The sequence below is a fragment of the Acinetobacter sp. A1 genome (genome assembly GCF_012371315.1).
GTDB lineage: Bacteria > Pseudomonadota > Gammaproteobacteria > Pseudomonadales > Moraxellaceae > Acinetobacter.
The window spans coordinates 85,555-103,652 of the sequence record NZ_JAAZQY010000001.1 but is presented as its reverse complement, the minus strand read 5'-3'; the positions used below and the strand labels follow the sequence as shown (position 1 = coordinate 103,652).

Annotated in this window: 14 protein-coding genes; 4 read left to right on the top strand and 10 right to left on the bottom strand. The window is 42.0% G+C overall.

Annotation, left to right across the window (positions count from 1 at the left end; genetic code table 11):
* Positions 1-128 precede the first annotated feature (128 nt).
* Positions 129-1,148 (top strand): tRNA dihydrouridine(20/20a) synthase DusA, encoded by a 1,020-nt coding sequence (gene dusA, locus HHA41_RS00540; RefSeq protein ID WP_168460010.1) that lies wholly within the window; start codon positions 129-131, stop codon positions 1,146-1,148.
* Between the two features lie 76 nt (positions 1,149-1,224).
* Here the strand turns inward: dusA and HHA41_RS00535 are convergent, their stop codons facing one another.
* The 9 genes from HHA41_RS00535 to HHA41_RS00495 all read right to left on the bottom strand — a co-directional run bounded on the left by HHA41_RS00535 (position 1,225) and on the right by HHA41_RS00495 (position 12,640).
* Complete coding sequence (locus HHA41_RS00535) at positions 1,225-1,995, bottom strand: tRNA threonylcarbamoyladenosine dehydratase (RefSeq protein ID WP_168460009.1); 771 nt, start codon at positions 1,993-1,995, stop codon at positions 1,225-1,227.
* 45 nt (positions 1,996-2,040) lie between these two features.
* Positions 2,041-2,877, bottom strand: coding sequence for a TatD family hydrolase (locus HHA41_RS00530; RefSeq protein ID WP_168460008.1), 837 nt, complete (start codon positions 2,875-2,877; stop codon positions 2,041-2,043).
* Between the two features lies 1 nt (position 2,878).
* Positions 2,879-3,883, bottom strand: coding sequence for an RsiV family protein (locus tag HHA41_RS00525; protein ID WP_168460007.1), 1,005 nt, complete (start codon positions 3,881-3,883; stop codon positions 2,879-2,881).
* Between the two features lie 85 nt (positions 3,884-3,968).
* A complete protein-coding gene (locus HHA41_RS00520; RefSeq protein ID WP_168417911.1) occupies positions 3,969-4,784 on the bottom strand; it encodes a hypothetical protein in 816 nt (271 codons plus the stop codon).
* An 89-nt stretch (positions 4,785-4,873) separates the two neighbouring features.
* Positions 4,874-6,466 (bottom strand): peptide chain release factor 3, encoded by a 1,593-nt coding sequence (locus HHA41_RS00515; RefSeq protein WP_168417910.1) that lies wholly within the window; start codon positions 6,464-6,466, stop codon positions 4,874-4,876.
* Between the two features lie 199 nt (positions 6,467-6,665).
* A complete protein-coding gene (locus tag HHA41_RS00510) occupies positions 6,666-7,409 on the bottom strand; it encodes a hypothetical protein (protein WP_168417909.1) in 744 nt (247 codons plus the stop codon).
* A 40-nt stretch (positions 7,410-7,449) separates the two neighbouring features.
* Positions 7,450-7,839: a hypothetical protein gene (locus HHA41_RS00505; protein ID WP_168460006.1), complete on the bottom strand. Its 390-nt coding sequence runs from the start codon at positions 7,837-7,839 to the stop codon at positions 7,450-7,452.
* Positions 7,840-8,037: 198 nt separating this feature from the next.
* On the bottom strand, positions 8,038-10,104 hold the full coding sequence (locus HHA41_RS00500; RefSeq protein WP_168460005.1) for an EAL domain-containing protein: 2,067 nt from the start codon (positions 10,102-10,104) through the stop codon (positions 8,038-8,040).
* Positions 10,105-10,441: 337 nt separating this feature from the next.
* The gene (locus HHA41_RS00495; RefSeq protein ID WP_168460004.1) at positions 10,442-12,640 is read right to left on the bottom strand and encodes a carboxy terminal-processing peptidase; all 2,199 of its coding nucleotides are present in this window, start codon (positions 12,638-12,640) and stop codon (positions 10,442-10,444) included.
* A gap of 194 nt (positions 12,641-12,834) precedes the next feature.
* Between HHA41_RS00495 and nagZ the strand changes: the two genes are divergently transcribed.
* Positions 12,835-13,914: a beta-N-acetylhexosaminidase gene (nagZ, locus tag HHA41_RS00490; RefSeq protein ID WP_168460003.1), complete on the top strand. Its 1,080-nt coding sequence runs from the start codon at positions 12,835-12,837 to the stop codon at positions 13,912-13,914.
* Between the two features lie 227 nt (positions 13,915-14,141).
* Complete coding sequence (locus HHA41_RS00485) at positions 14,142-15,056, top strand: class I SAM-dependent methyltransferase (RefSeq protein ID WP_168460001.1); 915 nt, start codon at positions 14,142-14,144, stop codon at positions 15,054-15,056.
* 59 nt (positions 15,057-15,115) lie between these two features.
* On the opposite strand, the gene HHA41_RS00480 is transcribed toward HHA41_RS00485, so the two are convergent.
* On the bottom strand, positions 15,116-16,450 hold the full coding sequence (locus HHA41_RS00480) for an alpha/beta hydrolase (protein WP_168460000.1): 1,335 nt from the start codon (positions 16,448-16,450) through the stop codon (positions 15,116-15,118).
* 304 nt (positions 16,451-16,754) lie between these two features.
* Here HHA41_RS00480 and HHA41_RS00475 point away from each other — a divergent pair, with 304 nt between their 5' ends.
* Positions 16,755-18,020, top strand: a complete 1,266-nt coding sequence (locus tag HHA41_RS00475) for a glutamate-5-semialdehyde dehydrogenase (protein WP_168459999.1) — start codon at positions 16,755-16,757, stop codon at positions 18,018-18,020.
* Positions 18,021-18,098 lie beyond the last annotated feature (78 nt).

Genomic DNA, 18,098 nt, shown 5'->3' with positions numbered 1-18,098 from the left:
TGTATCCTTTTATTGGGTGCTACAGTCGAAAAATACCTCCTTATTAGGATGCTCTGCTAGCGCTGTCGATTTTTTCTCAAACCCCGTATAATGCGCGGCTTATCTTTGCTCTTCCAGTCAGGTGTGTTATGACGCGTGCCATCCAAAATTTACAGCCTCGTATTTCCGTTGCCCCGATGATGGATTGGACTACTCGTGATTATCGTTTTTTTGCACGCTTGTTTAATCCAAACATTGTGCTGTACACCGAAATGGTCACAACAGGCGCCATCTTATTTGGAGATGCCAAACGTCACCTCGATTACAGCAAAGAAGAACATCCAATTGTGTTACAACTAGGTGGCTCAAATTCTCAGGATTTAGCAAGCTGCAGCAAAATGGCGCAAGACTGGGGCTATGATGAAATTAACCTAAATGTCGGCTGCCCAAGTGATCGGGTACAAAACAATAAAATTGGTGCCTGCTTAATGGCAGAGCCTGATTTAGTGGCTGAATGTATTGCCGCGATGCGTCAAGTGGTGGACATTCCTGTGACAGTCAAACACCGTATTGGCATTGATGATATGCACTCCTATGAAGAAATGCTGCATTTTGTCGATACTGTTGCACAAACAGGCTGTACTCATTTTATTGTGCATGCACGAATTGCCTTGCTGCAAGGTCTATCGCCTAAAGAAAACCGTGAAGTTCCGCCCCTGCGCTATGAAGATGTCTACCGCTTAAAACAAGACCGCCCTGAATTATTCATTGAAATTAATGGCGGAATTAAAACCTTTGCAGAAACTCAGGCGCATTTACAGCATGTCGATGGGGTGATGATTGGGCGTGAGGCATATCACAATCCATATTTATTGGCAGAACTTGGCCAATTATGGAATCTAGAACAGCCCGATCGTTTTGAAATTATGCAGCAAATGTTGCCCTATATTGAGCAACGCTTACAACAGGGTGCGCCCCTGTCTGTGATTACCCGCCATATTTTGGGTTTATTCCAAAACCTACCTGGTGCGCGGAAATGGCGTCAGGCCTTAAGTGGTGGCAACGCCAAAACCTTTGCCGATGTGGAAAATGCGCTAGCCAATATTCAGGCGGCCATGCAACGTACAGAAGCCTATTTAAAAGAGCAGCAGTCGCTTCAGGCAGAATAAATTTCAATTCATACTTTTAGCAGAATATCGTCGTAAAAGACCATGCTAGATATACTCAGCATGGCAGGTGTTCTGCCTATTTCTTGCTGTGCAGTGCATCCAGTTTTTTCAGCACTTCAGCCACAGCCACCATTGCAAAACTGGACGTAACCACCACAGCCGAACCATAACCACCGCAACGTAAGCCTGCACTTGGGCAAACATCTGCGCTAGAAAATGGATTGTCTATAGAATACACGCAGGTAATACCAAACTTTTCTTTTGGCTTTTTACAAATGCCTTTGCTCCGTAATTGAGCTCGCAATTTAGCCAGCATTGGGTCTTGTTCGGTTTTAGATAAATCTGCCACCCGAATTTTAAGTGGATCAAGCTTCCCGCCTGCACCACCCGATACAATGAGCGGAATCTTGTTAAAACGGCAATACAACATCAACGCCAGTTTAGCTTTAACATCATCAATGCAATCCAACACCAAGTCAGGGGCTGTTGCCAATAACGCTTTGACGTTATCGGGGCTTAAGTAATCATCCACCAAATTAATTTTGATGCGTGGATTAATCGAACGACAGCGCTCAGCCATCACATTAATTTTTTCATGTCCTAAGGTCGCACTCATGGCAGGTAACTGACGGTTAATGTTCGATGCTGCAACCACATCCATATCGACCAAAGTCAGCTCACCTATGCCTGTACGTGCTAAGGCCTCGACCGCCCAAGAACCAACCCCGCCAATACCAATGACCATCACATGACTATGCGCATAATGTTGAAATGCACTGTCACCATAAATTTTGGCAACGCCTGCAAAACGGCGTTCATATTCGTCATCTTGAAGAAGGTCAGTCATGCGCTCATCAAATATAGTTTCAAGGTAGAGGCATTTTACTGTGTTTCAGGGCTTGGGTGTTGTTTCGCGCACATCTAAAACCCGAAATGTATTTTGCCAAAGCTGTTCAGCCAGCGTTTGCGGCGAGATATTCAAACAAGCCGCCAAACCTTCAAGCACATAGATCAAGTTGGCAGGCGTATTGCGGGTACGGGTTTGAGTATCGGTTTGGCAACATAATGGCGTCATGTCGGGACAGTCGGTTTCCAAAACCAAATTTTCAACACCAATTTCTTGTACAACACGACGCAGTTTTTTTGCATTAGGGTTGGTGATCTGCCCTGTCACACCAATTTTAAAACCTAGCTTGATCAGTGCTTTGGCCTCTTCTACCCCACCACTAAAAGCATGGGCGATGCCGCCAAGTTGAAACTGCTGTTGTTTTAAAATTTTTAATACATCGGCATGCGCTTTACGGATATGTAGCAATACAGGCTTTTGCCAATGACAGGCAATTTCCAATTGGGCTGTAAAAAAATCTTGCTGTTTTTGAAATGCCTCAGCTTGTTTATGTTCAGCTAAAAAAGTATCTAAACCAATTTCGCCCACAGCAACGCAATGCTGCTGTTGTAAAATTTGCTCCAAATCGTGTAAATGCTGACGCTGATGCTGTTCGATATAAAAGGGATGCAGTCCAGGCGCCAAATGACTACGTGGCGCCTGATCAAGTTGATTCAAATACTGTTGGGTTGCAATCAAATCCTGAAAGCGTGATTGCACAAAACCGATCAGTACTAAATGCTCTACCCCCGCTGCCTTGGCCGCATACGCCAATTGCTCCCGATCAGCATCAAAATCAGCAACATCAAAATGGGTATGCGTATCAAATAGCGGGAGGTTCATATTAAGACTTCGGCTTTGCTTGGGCATCACTGCTTGCTGTTTCACTTGCCGCTGCAGGCTTAGTTTCAGCTTGTGGCAAGTAAGCAGTTTTTAAAATACCCTGTAAATCTGCATAAGGAATGGTCAAACGTGGCAACCCTACCACATAAGGCCCAATTTCATATTCTGCATATTGCAAAATCAGTCCTTGTTGGCCTAGGTAATAATTATCAGACAGTTTAAATTTCCACGCCTGCTCATATTCCTTCACGTTGGTAGACAATTCAGATTCGATCACCCAGTTTTTAAATGCCTCATAGGCTTTACCTTCTAATTGTGGGCGCTGCTGATCTAACAAAATGTCATTCAATGTGACTAATTTTTTCTTTTCTAAATCAAAATTATAATACTGCTGCGCCGATGCACCATGCGCTCCGCCTAAATAGCTACTGCTATTTAACACTACCGTTGCTAAGGGTTGATCTGCATTCAGAATTTTAGGCTTAATCATCAAACTGATTTTATGATTCGAGCTGAGGGCTTTCAGCTCCTGATCAAGCATTAAAAAACTTTGCACATACGGCACTGTTTGCTTTTCCAGTTTTTGTGCCAAAGTTTCTACTTGAGCAATTGCGGCGGCTGTTGGGTTACTAGCAGGTGCTTCAGCAGTACTTGCTGCAGTCACTTCTGCTGCCTGTGCGGCTGATGCTTCTGAAGCAGCCTGTTTTGGTGCAATCGTCAATATTTGCGAGAGTTCTTTAATAATTTGCTGATCAATAAAATGATCAATAAATGCCTGATTACTGTTTAAACGCTCAATAGTCATTTCAGGGCAATTCTTGCCCTCACATTGTGGCAATGCCAAGTTCAGTTTTTCAGTATCACCCACGAGTTTTAAACTTTGCTGTTCAACTTCTGTTTGACTTGGCTCAGCCGTTTCTGGCTCAGTTTTTTTAGGCTGACACGCTGTGACCCCTAAAGTTGCAATTAAAATACTGACCGTTAATATCGTTTTATGTTTCAACATGAATACAACCTTTTTTTGATGAGCATATACGTGACCCAATCATAGGTACGTGTTGCTGCTTATAATCAATCTCTACTAAAACCTACTAAAACATAGATGGGTAGATTTCTGCTTTTAAAACTTGTTGTGTTTGTGCTTTGCTTAGGTAAATATCAAACTGTGGTCCATCTTGCACAATTTCATGGGTACGGTAATGCAAACCTAAGCCTTGATCATCAAAAAACCAGTCTGCCTGCCCCCAATATAGTTTTTCTGACGCATTGTTTTGTATTTCACTGCTCTGCTCTTTCAACCAGTCTTGATAGGCCTGCTGCACAAAGGTATGCATCTTAGTTTGTTGCTTAGGATCAATTACATCTAAAACAGACAAAGCTTTTTGCTGTTTGCGGTCTGCCACAAAGAAATAATAACGCTCTTTAATGTGCGTACCTTCTTGCTGGGTATCTACCCCAACCTGTAACAATACATACTGATTACGCTGATAGGCAATTCGAGTGTACATCGCCAATTCATAGGCTTTATTTTGTGCCAGTGCTGCCTGCCATGCATCAGATTTTTTCACATAAGCATCTACCGCTTGCTGCAAACTCATATTTTGCTTTAAGCCAATTTGATCTTGAATCACCATGGCCTGATTTTTGGCAATCCAGTCATTTAGCCATGCATCTTGGGTATTTAAAGTTTGAATTTCCAGCTCTATGCAATTTCTGTTTTCACAAAAAGGCAAAGCAATAGCTGCGGCTTGTTGTTTGATATTTAAATAAGGTAAAACTTCAGCCTGATCTTTCTGAAAAATAGAGGTTTGCTCATCTGCATTTTTATTTTGTTGAGATGAGTCACAGGCACTGAGTAAGATCGCCCCACTCAACATTACTCCCAGATAGACTGTTTTTTGCAGCATGACATCCCCAATGTATTTATCTAAAAATAATCACCAGCCATAATAAAACAGCTTCGTGATGAAGCTGTTTTATTTTTGAAAGCTTGAACTTAGTGCTCACGCGTATTTCTAAACTCAATATCAGGATAACGCTCTTGCATTAACTGTAAATTCACGCGGCTAGGTGCGAGATAAGTTAAGTGACCACCACCATCGACCGACAATTGGTCGTGGGCTTTTTTCTTAAACTCGTTAAATTTTTTCTCATCTGCACAAGACACCCAACGCACGGTATTGATGCTGACTGGCTCATACATACAATCGACTTTATATTCTTCTTTCAGGCGATACGCCACCACTTCAAACTGCAAGACACCCACAGCGCCAACAATCAAGTCATTGCTGTTTTGTGGCATAAAGACCTGTGTTGCACCTTCTTCTGAAAGCTCTTTCAAGCCTTTTTGTAGCTGTTTAGATTTTAAAGGATCTTTCAAACGTACACGACGGAACATTTCAGGCGCGAAGTGTGGAATACCTGTAAATTGTAGCTTTTCACCTGAAGTGAATGTATCACCAATTTGAATGGTACCGTGGTTATGCAAACCAATAATATCACCTGGCCATGCTTCTTCTAAATGCTGGCGGTCACCTGCTAAGAAGGTTAAGGCATCACTAATACGCACATCTTTATCTATGCGTACATGTTTCATTTTCAAGCCTTTTTCATACTTACCCGAACAAATTCGCATGAATGCAATACGGTCACGGTGTTTAGGGTCCATATTGGCCTGAATCTTAAATACAAAGCCACTAAAGCCTTCTTCATTGGCTTCAACAATACGGTCTTGTGTCGGATGTGCCTTCGGTGGTGGTGCATATTCACTAAACGCATTCAGGACGTGATCTACTCCAAAATTGCCCAATGCGGTACCAAATAACACTGGAGTTTGACGGCCCGCCAAGAATTCTTCACGGTCTAATGGCTCATTCGCCATTTGCACCAGTTCCAGTGACTCTTCAAATGCCGCCCAAGCCAACTCACCTACTTTTTCACGTAAATCTGCATGGTTATAACCATCGCGAATTTCAATTTCAGTAATGGTTGAACCAAAGCCTGATTTGTAAACATAAAATTTTTCTTCAATCAGGTTAAATACACCGGCAAAATCACGCCCCGTACCCAAAGGCCAAGTAATTGGAACACATTTAATTTTTAAGACGTTTTCAATTTCATCTAACAATTCCAATGGCTCACGAATTTCACGGTCCATTTTGTTCACAAATGAAATAATGGGGGTGTCACGCATACGACACACATCCATCAATTTTATGGTTCGGTCTTCGACCCCTTTTGCACCATCAATTACCATCAAGGCTGAATCCACAGCCGTTAAAGTACGGTAAGTATCTTCAGAGAAATCTTCGTGCCCTGGGGTGTCGAGCAGGTTAATCATTTTGTCTTTATATGGGAATTGCATCACCGAGGTGGTAATGGAAATTCCACGCTCTTTTTCCATTTCCATCCAGTCAGATGTAGCACCACGGTCAGACTTACGGCTTTTCACCATCCCTGCAACCTGAATGGCCTGTCCCCATAACAGCAGTTTTTCTGTCATGGTGGTTTTACCAGCATCGGGGTGGGAAATAATCGCGAAAGTACGTCGCTGTGCGACCTGCGCCGCTAACTCATCTTTAAAACTCATGCAAGACACCTACTGCAGAATCGCAGTGTATAAGACCAAAATGATCAATATGAAAAATTGGCGATATTGTAGCAGATTTATGCTTTTTGTCTTCACAAGTTACTGGGCAGCAAAACACTGTACTCTTATTTCTACCTTGTCTTTCTCAAATGAGAAAAGAAACAGATCATTCTTTTAGTCGGTGTCTTATTGTGAAATCTTAGATATAAGCACTTCGTGACTCAAATATCTGCGTTTTGATGTCATCACAGATAAATCGATTATCGGCAAGGAATGAAACAATCAGCGCGTCATTGACCTCAAGTAACTTGTATTGCAACTTTTCCATTAAATTTGAACATCGTGCCAACTTACAAAGCTGCTTTCTATGCCCGCTGCGATACAAAGAAAACTGCTGCGCTGTGGTCATATACGCTGTTCGATCAATGAAATCAGGGACTGTAAAGCCGTATTGTGCTGAAACTTCTGTCTCAGGATTGGCTTTTCTTCGGATATGCTCCTCTCTCATTTCCTGCATGATTTTGTGTTGAGCTTGCGCTGAAACATTAGGATGATCTAAGAGGATATTCCATAAATAGCGATTCGAGCGCTCCAAATGAACTGGAAATTGCTGAAGTAAAGCCATTTGCACTTTAGCTGTTAAGTTTTGATTACCCACCAAAACAATAGCCTGATCATGCACTAGCTGAAGTTGAATTTCCTCACAAATAGAAACGTTTTTAGCCAGAAAACGTCTGACCACATTATTTTCTGCCAAAAGCGCACGTTGTGTATCCAAACCAATAGCAGGATGTTGCGCCAACAGCATTTTTATACTCGGTTCATGTACAGCGCGACCCTGCCAAGTGTCTTCATATTCAAGTAACTGCTGTTGGTCATGTGCTGACAGCTCATTTTGTTTGAGCAGATTCAATAATGCTGTACGTATGTGCTTAGATTGCATCGCATCACCTGAATTATTAGGAACTATAAAAAAGATTGCTTCAGTTTTCCCAAAAACCTGGCTCATCGTGATGTTTATTCTGCATGGCCATGTCCAAAGGACAATAAAAGAAAAGCACACCTTTAATCTTAGGTTTTCCCTGCTCGTCTTCCAAATGCCGACTTAATCGCTGATAGACAGGGTCGTTTTCATCATAAATCACATCTAAATACAGCTGTCCGTGATATGACTCAAAACTATATTCACTCGCCATTCCCGCCCAGAACTGATAAGAAATATCCTGCTCATCAAGCCAATTGATTAAATCTTGGCGTATCTGCCAATTTTTATAATCGTAATCAGGATATAATTCTCGATCAAAATCTACATACAAAACATCGCGTTGTTTTTCTCGTGCAATTTGATCAATATGCTTAATTAAAAATGGCATTGTTATTATTCCCAAAGTAATATTCATTATATAAATGGGCTGATCATATGCTTGTTCTTAGCAAGCCTTTTGCTCTGCCATGCTCAACCACACTGTGAGTATCTCACCCAAGTTGGACAGGTTGTGTCGTAGCTTTTGAAAAATAAAATGTATAAAGCGTAAGCTGTTAATTTTTAAAATTAAAAAAGTTTTCAATCTTTAAGCAGGATAAGTAAATACGCTCTCTAAACGCTCGACATCCATGGGCATACCGAGCCAATAGCCTTGTAATTGCTGACACCCCAAACGGGTTAAAATTTCAGCCTGTTGCTGATTTTCAACCCCTTCTGCTGTCACTGTTAGGCCTAATTTAATGGCCAATTGAATAATACTTTCTAAAATAACTTCTTCTTTGCTGTTTAAGGTTAAATCGTGAATGAATGCACGATCAATTTTAAGTTCATCCACAGGCAGTTTTTTCAAATACAAAAAGCTGGAATGGCCTGTACCAAAATCATCAATCGCCAATTGAATACCCATTTGACGTAAGCGTTCAAAACTACGAATACTCGACTCAATATGATGCATCGCAGTCGTTTCAGTCACTTCAATCATAAGATGCTGCGGTTGAATATTATAGCGCTTAAATAAATTTTCTAAGTTTGAAAACAGATGCTTATGCTCAAACTGCACTGCCGACAAGTTCACAGCCACTGGAAATAAAGATATTCCCGCCTTTTCCCAAGCCTGAATTTGTTTAAATGCTTCTTCAAGCGTCCAATAACCTATTTGAATAATTAGACCTGTTTTTTCAGCCCCTTTAATAAACATATTGGGCGTCAATAAACCATGCACAGGATGATACCAGCGAATTAATGCCTCAACCCCACAATTTTTGTGTTCCACTGCCGTAAATTTAGGTTGATAAAACAAGGTAAATTGTTGTTGTTCTACGGCTTTATATAAATCATTGATTAATTTACTTTGGCTTTTGGCTTCTAGTAACTCCAAATCATAACTAAATACCGAACTGGTATTTCGTCCCTGATATTTCGATGTCAGCATGGCTGCATCGGCATTCATTAAAATATCTTGCAAGTTGCTGCCATGTTCTGGGAACATCGCAATCCCAATACTGCCTGAAATATTAATTTCCTTGCCCGCGATTAAGAAACTTTGTTGGATCAGTTCCAAAACCTGTTCTGAAATTAAGGTCGCTTCTGCAATATCGGTATGCTCAATCACCAATAAAAATTCATCACCGCCAATTCTGAGCAATTGTGTTTTGTCACTCAAACGAGTTTGCACACGCTTGGACAATTGAATTAATAACTGATCACCTACATGATGCCCAAATACATCATTCACAGCTTTAAAACGGTCTAAATCAATGTATAAAAATGCAACTTTGCTACCTTTTTGACGATGCTCAGAAAAAAGTAATTGTGCATATTCAGCCAAATACAAACGATTTGGCAGTTTAGTTAGGTTATCTTTAACCGCCTGATTGGCTAGTTCACGATTTGCGATAGATAATTTACGGCTTTGCTCTTCTAAACGCTGTTCTAGCATCGCCACACCCAAGGCTGCTGCAAAAATTAGCCCTGTAATGGTCAAAACCAGCAAAAGTGCTTGATTTTGCTCCAATTGATCAGGTCTTAACTTGGGTAAGTTTTCTGTAGAGTGAAAATGCAATGCTTCCATGCCAATATAGTGCATGGCCACAATGCTCAGACTCATTAATACCGCAATTAAAATTTTATAATGTGCCTGACGTCTAATCCTGCATTTTGCTCTGAACATTAACCAGAAGGTGACAATAGCACCAATGATGGCGACCAAAATTGAAAGCAGCACAATCGTCGGGTCATAATGACTACGATAGCCTTCTACGACCACACCCATCATTCCCGTGTAATGCATACCCGCAATTCCTAAGCCCATCAACAGGCCACTCAGAATTAAGCGTGGTAAAGGTAAAGTCGATTTGGTGGTGAGCCAGACTGCAAAAGTAGAGGCAAGAAAAGCAATGAAAAAGGAAAGTGCGGTAAAACTCAGATTAAATTGATACGGCGCAGGAAAATGGCAGGCCAGCATACCCACAAAGTGCATACACCACACGGCTGCACCTAAAAGCACACCACTAATAAATAAAGCAATCGTTTTATTTTTTTGTTGCACATTCTGAAATAACAACTGCTCAATAGACACTGCAAAATAGCAGGCTAAAATTGAGATTGCTATTGAACCTATTACAAGGCTCAGATCATAGTGCACATGAACCATTATAGGCTTCCGTTTCGATCATCATTTATTGTTTTTACCTGACTCAATCCCATGCTCTCTGCTTAACAAAAAAAACATTAAAACTACTTTATTTACTTCTTGAATTACATAAAAACAAAACATTATCGCTAGAGTCTAATACAACTTGTTTCTGGTCAATAGCCAAAGTTACAATAAATATAAAACTTAGCTTTGCCTCATTAAATTTAAGCGCTGATATCAGTTTAAAACGTACTTAAAACCAGACAGCCATTGCTTTTGCAACATGCATAAAAAAACCAGCACATCATCAATCATGGGCTGGTTTTCTTTAAAACACGCTTAGATTAATACGAGTTTAATCTGCTTTTTGGGCGCCGGTTTGCAACATGGCATAGTCTTGTAAAACATGTGCCGCCTCAACAACAAATGCTTCTTCTTCAGGCAACGCTGGACGCTGTGCTGCTTTCATTTTTGCACGTGCTTCTGCCAAGGCATCAATAGAAGCCTGATAGCTTTCCCAGTTTGCAAATGGTTTGAGTCCTGTTTCCTGACGACGCTTGTTTTCAGCAGTCAAAGTTTGCTGCTCTAGTGCCATTAACTCGGCTCTGCGCTGTTCAATATCTAAGACAATACTTTTACGTTCTTCAGCTTGCTTCGCAATTTGCTTACGCTGTTCCAAATATTTAAATTGTGGATCTAGCGTGACACGTTGCTGTGACAATTGACTTAATTTGGTGATATAAGGCTGTACTGAGCCTTCACGCTTAAATGGCGCAGTTGGAATGGTATCCCATTTCAATGCATTTTTAGCTTTACGCTCACCAAACTCTTCATTGTAAATATCCACCAGTTTAATGTCTGGAATCACCCCTTTATTTTGGGTACTGCCACCTGTAATTCGGTAGAATTTACGCTGTGTTAAAGTCGCTTGCCCATAAGCTAAAGTGTCTAGTTGCACTTGTGCCGTGCCTTTACCCGTGGTGGTGCTGCCAATCACAATCCCGCGCTGGTAATCCTGAATAGCGGCAGAATAAATTTCACTAGCAGAGGCTGAAGCTAAGTTAATCATCACCGCCAATGGGCCTGCATAAGTCTGTGCACCGCCATCGTCATCTTCAAACACGCTGACATTGCCATTGCCATCACGAATTTGCACCACAGGGCCTGACTTAATCACTTGCCCGAGCATACGTGCCACTTCTTCAAGTGAGCCGCCTGGGTTATTGCGCAAATCTACAATAATGCCTGCCACATTTTTTGCAGCCAGCGTTTTCAGTGCATTGTTGGTATCTTCAGAAACTGAGCGATATTCATTACCCGCACGGCGTGCACGATAGTTCAAATAGAAAGATGGAATTTCAATCACACCGTAAGTATAAGTTTGACCATCACGTTGGATGTCAATAGTACGCGAACGAACTCCTGCATCCTCTTCCTGAATGACATCACGCACAATGGTCACATTACGTGCCTGATTCATGGCAGCACCAGCCCCAAGTAAACGCACGGTCACTTTAGTGCCACGTTTACCACGAATCAAACCGACAATTTCATTACTTGGCCAACCGACCACATCCACCATTTTTTCGCCATCTTGCGCCACACCAATAATGCGGTCACCCGATTTCACCTGTCCTGTTTTACTGGCAGGGCCACCCTCAACAATGGTTTCAATTTTGGTGTAATCTTCATTGCCCCGTTCAGGACGAATCGACACCCCAATCCCTTCCAACTGTAAAGTCGTTTGACGGTTTAGCTCCATTGCATCGACTGGTGGGAAGTAGTTACTGTGCGGATCGTAAGTCAGCATCATCGCATTTAAAGTTTTGTCCAGTACATCATCACTCTTTAAACGATTCATGCGCTCTAACTGACGTGTATAACGTTTGGTTAGCGTTTGCACTGGAGTCAAATCTTCAGGACTAGCCAAATCTTGCCCATTGGTCAACTCAGGATTGTCTTTAATGGCTTTTTGTTTTGCCAGTTCTTCTTCTTTGCTGATGGTGAGGTTAATCAGCTGAGATACCAGCATTTTTTGCCAGTGCGCACGCATTTCTGCTTCTGTTTTAAAGAACGGTGCTTTTTCTCGATCTGTTTCAATACTGACATTTGGCTGTTTTAAATTTTGTGGTTTTTTCAGCTCTGCCAACATGAAATTATAAAACTGTTTTAAACGCTCACGGTACTGCGTATGAATTTGATACGGCCCAGCCAAATTACCCGCTTTTAAGGATGCACCAAAAGTTGCCGCATACTGTTTACGGTACTGTTCAACTTCCTTTGCCAAAAACAAGGTGTGGTCTGGGTCTAGACTGTCGATATAAAAATCAAAAATACGCTGAGATGTAGACGCATCCAAACGCTGATTTAAATAATGCTGACGATCGACCAAGGTCGCCAATTGACGCGAAACCAAAGCTTGTTCCTGCGTCGGCACAATACTGTTGGCCACTGCAGCGGTGTTATTGGCTGCAATCGCTTCATTAATGGCGTGAGAAAAGAAAAAACCGCCAGTTGCAATAGCAACCGCACAAGCGATGGTTTGAAGTTTCATAAAAATATTTACGTCCTTGGTTTTTGACCAATCTCTGCTTTTCAATGCGAATCGAGCAGATTCAAAATCTTATATAACTTAATTAGGTTCTGTCGTGTAGTTTTATCATAATCTGTACTGTCAAAATGTAGCAAATCATTGCAGAATTCGGGTATTGTTTTTTTATTGATAAAAATCGAATACGGACACCCACTATGATTGGCGCATTGATGCTCGACATTGCAGGTACAGAGCTTACCCAAGAAGATATTGAACTATTACGCGCTCCGCAAGTCGGTGGCGTAATTTTATTTGCCCGAAATATCCAGTCACCTGCTCAAGTTCGTGCCTTAACCGATCACATGCGCCAAGTCCGTCCAGATATTTTAATTGCAGTGGATCAGGAAGGTGGCCGAGTTCAACGCTTGAAACAAGGTTTTACCTTATTGCCTGCTATGGGTAGATTTGGTGAACTGTACCAGACTGAACCAGAACGTGCGCTGAAACTTGCCGAAGAGTGTGGCTGGTTAATGGCCACCGAGGTGCTGGCTGTAGGTATTGATTTTAGTTTTGCACCCGTCTTGGATTTAAATGACATCAGCGATGTGATTGGCGATCGTGCTTTTGCTCAACAACCTGCCGACATTATTGCTTTGGCAGATGCCTTTTTACGCGGAATGCACCGTGCAGGTATGGCTACCACAGGCAAGCACTTTCCTGGACATGGTTCGGTTAAAGCGGATTCTCACGTGGCAGCCGCCATCGATTCACGTACCTTTGCAGAAATTCAGCAGCATGACCTGCAAACCTTTATCCAGTTGCAAAATCAGCTAGATGCCTTAATGCCTGCACATGTGATTTATGATCAAGTCGACCCAAACCCTGCTGGTTTTTCTGAATTTTGGTTACAACAAGTCTTGCGTCAAGATATGGGTTACGATGGCGTACTCTTTTCAGATGATTTAAGCATGCAAGCAGCCTGTGTTGCAGGCGATGCCGATGCCCGTTTGCGTGCAGCCTTAGCTGCAGGCTGTGATATGGGCTTGGTCTGCAACAACCGTGCAGCGCAACAACTGGCTTTAAATGCGATTACGGATTTTCCTTTGCCTAATCAAGCTCGATTGGAACGTATGCGTGGCAAAATTCCTGCCCTAAACACAGTTGAGTTGCGTGAAACCCTCGACTTGGGTGATGAATGGCGTACAGTGCGTGATCGCATCTTAACCTTTAAAGAACAAAGTACAGCCTTATTGGCAGCGCAAGCCAGTCGAGACCCAACCGCTTATACAATTTAGATAAGCAGTACAAATAGTGCAGTTAAACCAAACTCAACCTGCACTTCATTTGAGAATCTGAGTATTACTTTTACGATAAAGAGACACGACAGCGTGTCTCTTTTTGATTATGATAAAATTTCTCATATTTTCAGCATAGCTTACATTCAGGATTTTGACCTGAATTTATTTCTAAATAGCTGTGAAACCACATGACCACCATATAAAAAATTAAGGTCCAAATTCGTATGACAAGAACTGTAATTTCTCAAGAAGATCACTCGCAGAGTTCAGATACTTCCCTTGTAGCACCACCGCTATCTAAGCATCGCCATATTTCTTTTACTGCACATTACACGGGTTATATCTGGTATCAAATGGGCATATCACACCCCGTATTTGCAACCCGAAAAGGCAAGTTTTTAGCCAAATTGGTGCATCCTCTAGAAAACTGGGCAGAACGTCATGTGGGCGGAAGTATGCGCAGCACACTCAAACAACGTCACCAAATGATTGATGCACATTTGAGCCAACTGATTCAGCAATATCCGCAACTACAAGTACTCGAAATTGCGTCTGGACTGTCGCCACGCAGTTGGAACTTCCGACAAAAATTTCCTGAATTGAATTACCGTGAATTAGATTTGCCAGATATGGCAAAAATTAAGACTCAAGCTTTGCAACAAATTAATCCCGATGTGCCTGAAGTGCTCACAGGTGACATTTTCAGTGAATCTTTCCAAGATATTTTTGAAAATTTTGACCACTCGCAGCCGTTGGTCATTATTAGTGAAGGCTTGATTAACTACTTTAACTTAGACATGCTGCAACAGCTATTACAAGGCATGTGTAACTACACCCAAGACTTTCCAGAACTGCATTATTTAACTGACATTTACCCTGAACCCGTTAAGAACAAATTGGCCAGTTTTATTTGGAGTTCGAGTCGCTTACTGAAATTTATGTCACGCAGTGCCTTCACTTTCCATTTTCAATCTCCACAGCAATTGTCACAGTTTTTTCAAAGTGCAGGTTTTGAGCAAGTCAAGGTACAACAGCCACAGTTATATTTTTCCAGCGCCCCGCTAGATAACTCAAATGAAGAACATTTGGGCGATCTAGTCTGGATGATTCATGCCTACAAAAAAAATAGCGTGGCTTAGCACGCTATTTTCATTCTTTCTTATTCAAGTAATTTCAGCTCTATGAACTCACAACATCCCTAGCAGGCATATTCTAAATTTTGGGCAAGTGCTTTTTGACGCGCTACATAACGCAACAAACGCTCTGCTACATCAAAACTACCATGCTTAAACAATGCACGCAGTTGCGACCCTTCACTTTCAAAAATCAAGCATTCTATACTAAAGCTGCCTTCTTCATCTTGTAGCTGCAAGGCCATATCCCGTTCAAATTGTGCTGCCTGTGCAGCCAACGTTGGATTTTCAAAATCAAGTAACACACCAAAGAAGTTTAAATCGACAATGTGCGTGGCAACATTCAAATCAGAATGACGATGCTGCAAATGACTATGCGGGTTCTGTATAGCAATGCGAGCCTCACCACGACGCTCCATAGTCAGAAGCTGCGCACGTGTCATGGGAATAATACCCTCTAATTCCTGTATAGGCTCATCCCTTAAAAAAGTCGCAAATAAATTCATGGTTTCTTTGCGACGTTGTAATTGCGGCACATGATCTGCATTGGCAATCATGGCAAATTCCATATTTGGGCACTGTAAGGCAAAGTTGGCATTTTCATGTGGCAAGGTAAAACTGTCATATTGCCCACATGCCACCAGCACTTTACATTGAGGGATAGGCACATCAGTCAAGCGCAATAAACGGTTGCAGTTCACATCGTAGCGATCTTGCTCAGTGGCAGTAAAATCTGCCATTTGTCGGTAAAACAGACGCTTTGCGGTAGGCGACATACGGGTTTGTTCCATTTTGGCATGATTCACCAAGTACAAAATCACCGCCTGACCAAACTCATCCATGCGCTGTTCTTTCATTAAATGCAGCGATTCTTCAAGCAACATACGCCAACTTTTACGGGTCTTTTGCATCACCCCCATTAAAATCATGCGGTCAATCAATTCAGGGCGCTGATCTGCCAAACAGGACGCCACCACTGAACCGAGTGACATGCCCATCACCGAGACTTTGTCTAAACCGACTATATCCAACCAGTCACCCAGCATGTGCCCCAAGTCATGCAGTTCCAACGTTCCTGCAGACTCACCTGTTTCAACATTGGTCATTTGCTGATTAGCCCCCATAGAAGGCATATCAATTAAAATAATCGGGCCAGCACGAAATAATTGCTCTACGCAGTATTTATAAGAATTAAAATTCTGGAATGCCCCGCCAACAATCACAATAGGGGTTAAATGGGCAGTTTCAGGCTGTGCAATCGCCATATATTCCACTTTCCAGCCATTGATCCAAGTGGTGCGAGCGGGTTGTTTAAAACTGTGTTTATCGTAAATATCAAAAAAACAGACATGAGACCCTGAGTCCTGTACGTCCGTGTCCATTTGGATCATGGAATTCATATTCCCTACCTCCATGCGCATTTTATTTTTATTGTGCAAGTGTTCGTAATAGAACGATTGCCAGCTTTACCGAAGTGGCATCCTGCTTATTGTTGTGAATGACATCATTGTCTTATCGCATCATTCTATACAGGTGCTGATTTTATACGCAACAATTTCCATGACCGCTCATCTACTTTTAAAGATGAATAGATTACAAAATATTTAAAGATTGAACAATTTAGTCAATTTTCCGCCTAGATGCTTCATTGTACAGGCACAGACTGTTAATATCAGATAGAAATTTCTAAGTGATCAAACCGCTATGCAAGAGTCTATTGAACAATATATGCAAACGGTAGGACAACAAGCACGCCAAGCCTCTCGTGTCTTAGCAAGCGCTTCTACCCAATCTAAAAACAATGCGTTATCGGCTATTTATACGGCATTGGAAAATAGCGAGTCTGCTATTTTAGCTGCCAACCAAATTGATATGACCAAAGGTCGTAACAATAACTTAGATAGCGCGCTGCTAGATCGCTTAGAACTCAACCCCGCACGTTTTAAAGGCATGTTACAAGGCCTGAAAGATGTGATTGGCTTAATGGACCCTATTGGTGAAATTACCGATATGGCCTATCGTCCATCTGGTATTCAACTGGGCAAAATGCGTGTGCCACTGGGTGTGGTAGGCATGATTTACGAATCACGTCCGAACGTGACCCTTGAAGCTGCATCTTTGGCTTTAAAATCAGGTAATGCCATTATTTTACGTGGTGGTTCTGAAGCATTGGAATCCAATCAAGCCATTGCAACTGCGATTCAACACGGTTTAAAAGCTTCAGGTTTGCCAGAAACTTCGGTACAAGTGATTAACACTTCAGACCGTGCTGCAGTCGGGCAACTGATTACCATGTCTGAATATGTGGATGTAATTGTGCCACGTGGTGGTAAAAGTCTGATTGAACGCATCAGCAATGAAGCACGTATTCCAGTGATTAAACATTTAGATGGTAACTGCCATGTATTTGTAGAAGCACAGGCTGACTTGCAAAAAGCGCTGCCAATTGCACTAAATGCCAAAACGCACCGTTATGGCGTGTGTAATGCTATGGAAACTTTGTTGGTCGATGAGCGAGTTGCTGAGCAATTTTTACCTCGCATTGCAGAACTGTATGCAGAGAAACAAGTCGAATTACGCGGCTGCCCTGCAACCCAAAAGATTTTAGGCACGACTGTCAAAACTGCCACAGAAGAAGACTGGTACACCGAATATCTAGGTCCAATTTTGGCGGTTAAAGTGGTTTCAGGCATAGATGAGGCGATTGAACATATTAATAAATATGGTTCACATCATACCGATGCGATTATTACGGAAAACTTTAGCTTGGCGCGTCAGTTCCTTGCTGCGGTCGATTCAAGCTCAGTCATGATCAATGCATCTACTCGTTTTGCCGATGGTTTTGAATATGGCCTTGGTGCTGAAATTGGTATTTCAACCGACAAAATCCATACTCGTGGCCCTGTGGGCTTAGAAGGCCTAACCTCACAAAAATGGGTGGTCTTTGGTGATGGTCAAATTCGCCAATAAAATCCATCTGTAATTTTGCAACATTCAAATGTAATGTTCAGTTTCACATGAAGCTGAACATTACCCGACGACTCGCTT

Bases quoted from the DNA above. Each gene is read 5' to 3' on its own strand.
- HHA41_RS00530 (WP_168460008.1), bottom strand. From the start codon at position 2,877: ATGAACCTCCCGCTATTTGATACGCATACCCATTTTGATGTTGCTGAT.
- nagZ (WP_168460003.1), top strand. From the start codon at position 12,835: ATGATTGGCGCATTGATGCTCGACATTGCAGGTACAGAGCTTACCCAA.
- HHA41_RS00480 (WP_168460000.1), bottom strand. From the start codon at position 16,450: ATGAATTCCATGATCCAAATGGACACGGACGTACAGGACTCAGGGTCT.
- HHA41_RS00500 (WP_168460005.1), bottom strand. From the start codon at position 10,104: ATGGTTCATGTGCACTATGATCTGAGCCTTGTAATAGGTTCAATAGCA.
- HHA41_RS00535 (WP_168460009.1), bottom strand. From the start codon at position 1,995: ATGACTGACCTTCTTCAAGATGACGAATATGAACGCCGTTTTGCAGGC.
- HHA41_RS00495 (WP_168460004.1), bottom strand. From the start codon at position 12,640: ATGAAACTTCAAACCATCGCTTGTGCGGTTGCTATTGCAACTGGCGGT.
- HHA41_RS00485 (WP_168460001.1), top strand. From the start codon at position 14,142: ATGACAAGAACTGTAATTTCTCAAGAAGATCACTCGCAGAGTTCAGAT.
- HHA41_RS00505 (WP_168460006.1), bottom strand. From the start codon at position 7,839: ATGCCATTTTTAATTAAGCATATTGATCAAATTGCACGAGAAAAACAA.
- HHA41_RS00515 (WP_168417910.1), bottom strand. From the start codon at position 6,466: ATGAGTTTTAAAGATGAGTTAGCGGCGCAGGTCGCACAGCGACGTACT.
- HHA41_RS00510 (WP_168417909.1), bottom strand. From the start codon at position 7,409: ATGCAATCTAAGCACATACGTACAGCATTATTGAATCTGCTCAAACAA.
- HHA41_RS00525 (WP_168460007.1), bottom strand. From the start codon at position 3,883: ATGTTGAAACATAAAACGATATTAACGGTCAGTATTTTAATTGCAACT.
- HHA41_RS00520 (WP_168417911.1), bottom strand. From the start codon at position 4,784: ATGCTGCAAAAAACAGTCTATCTGGGAGTAATGTTGAGTGGGGCGATC.
- HHA41_RS00475 (WP_168459999.1), top strand. From the start codon at position 16,755: ATGCAAGAGTCTATTGAACAATATATGCAAACGGTAGGACAACAAGCA.
- dusA (WP_168460010.1), top strand. From the start codon at position 129: ATGACGCGTGCCATCCAAAATTTACAGCCTCGTATTTCCGTTGCCCCG.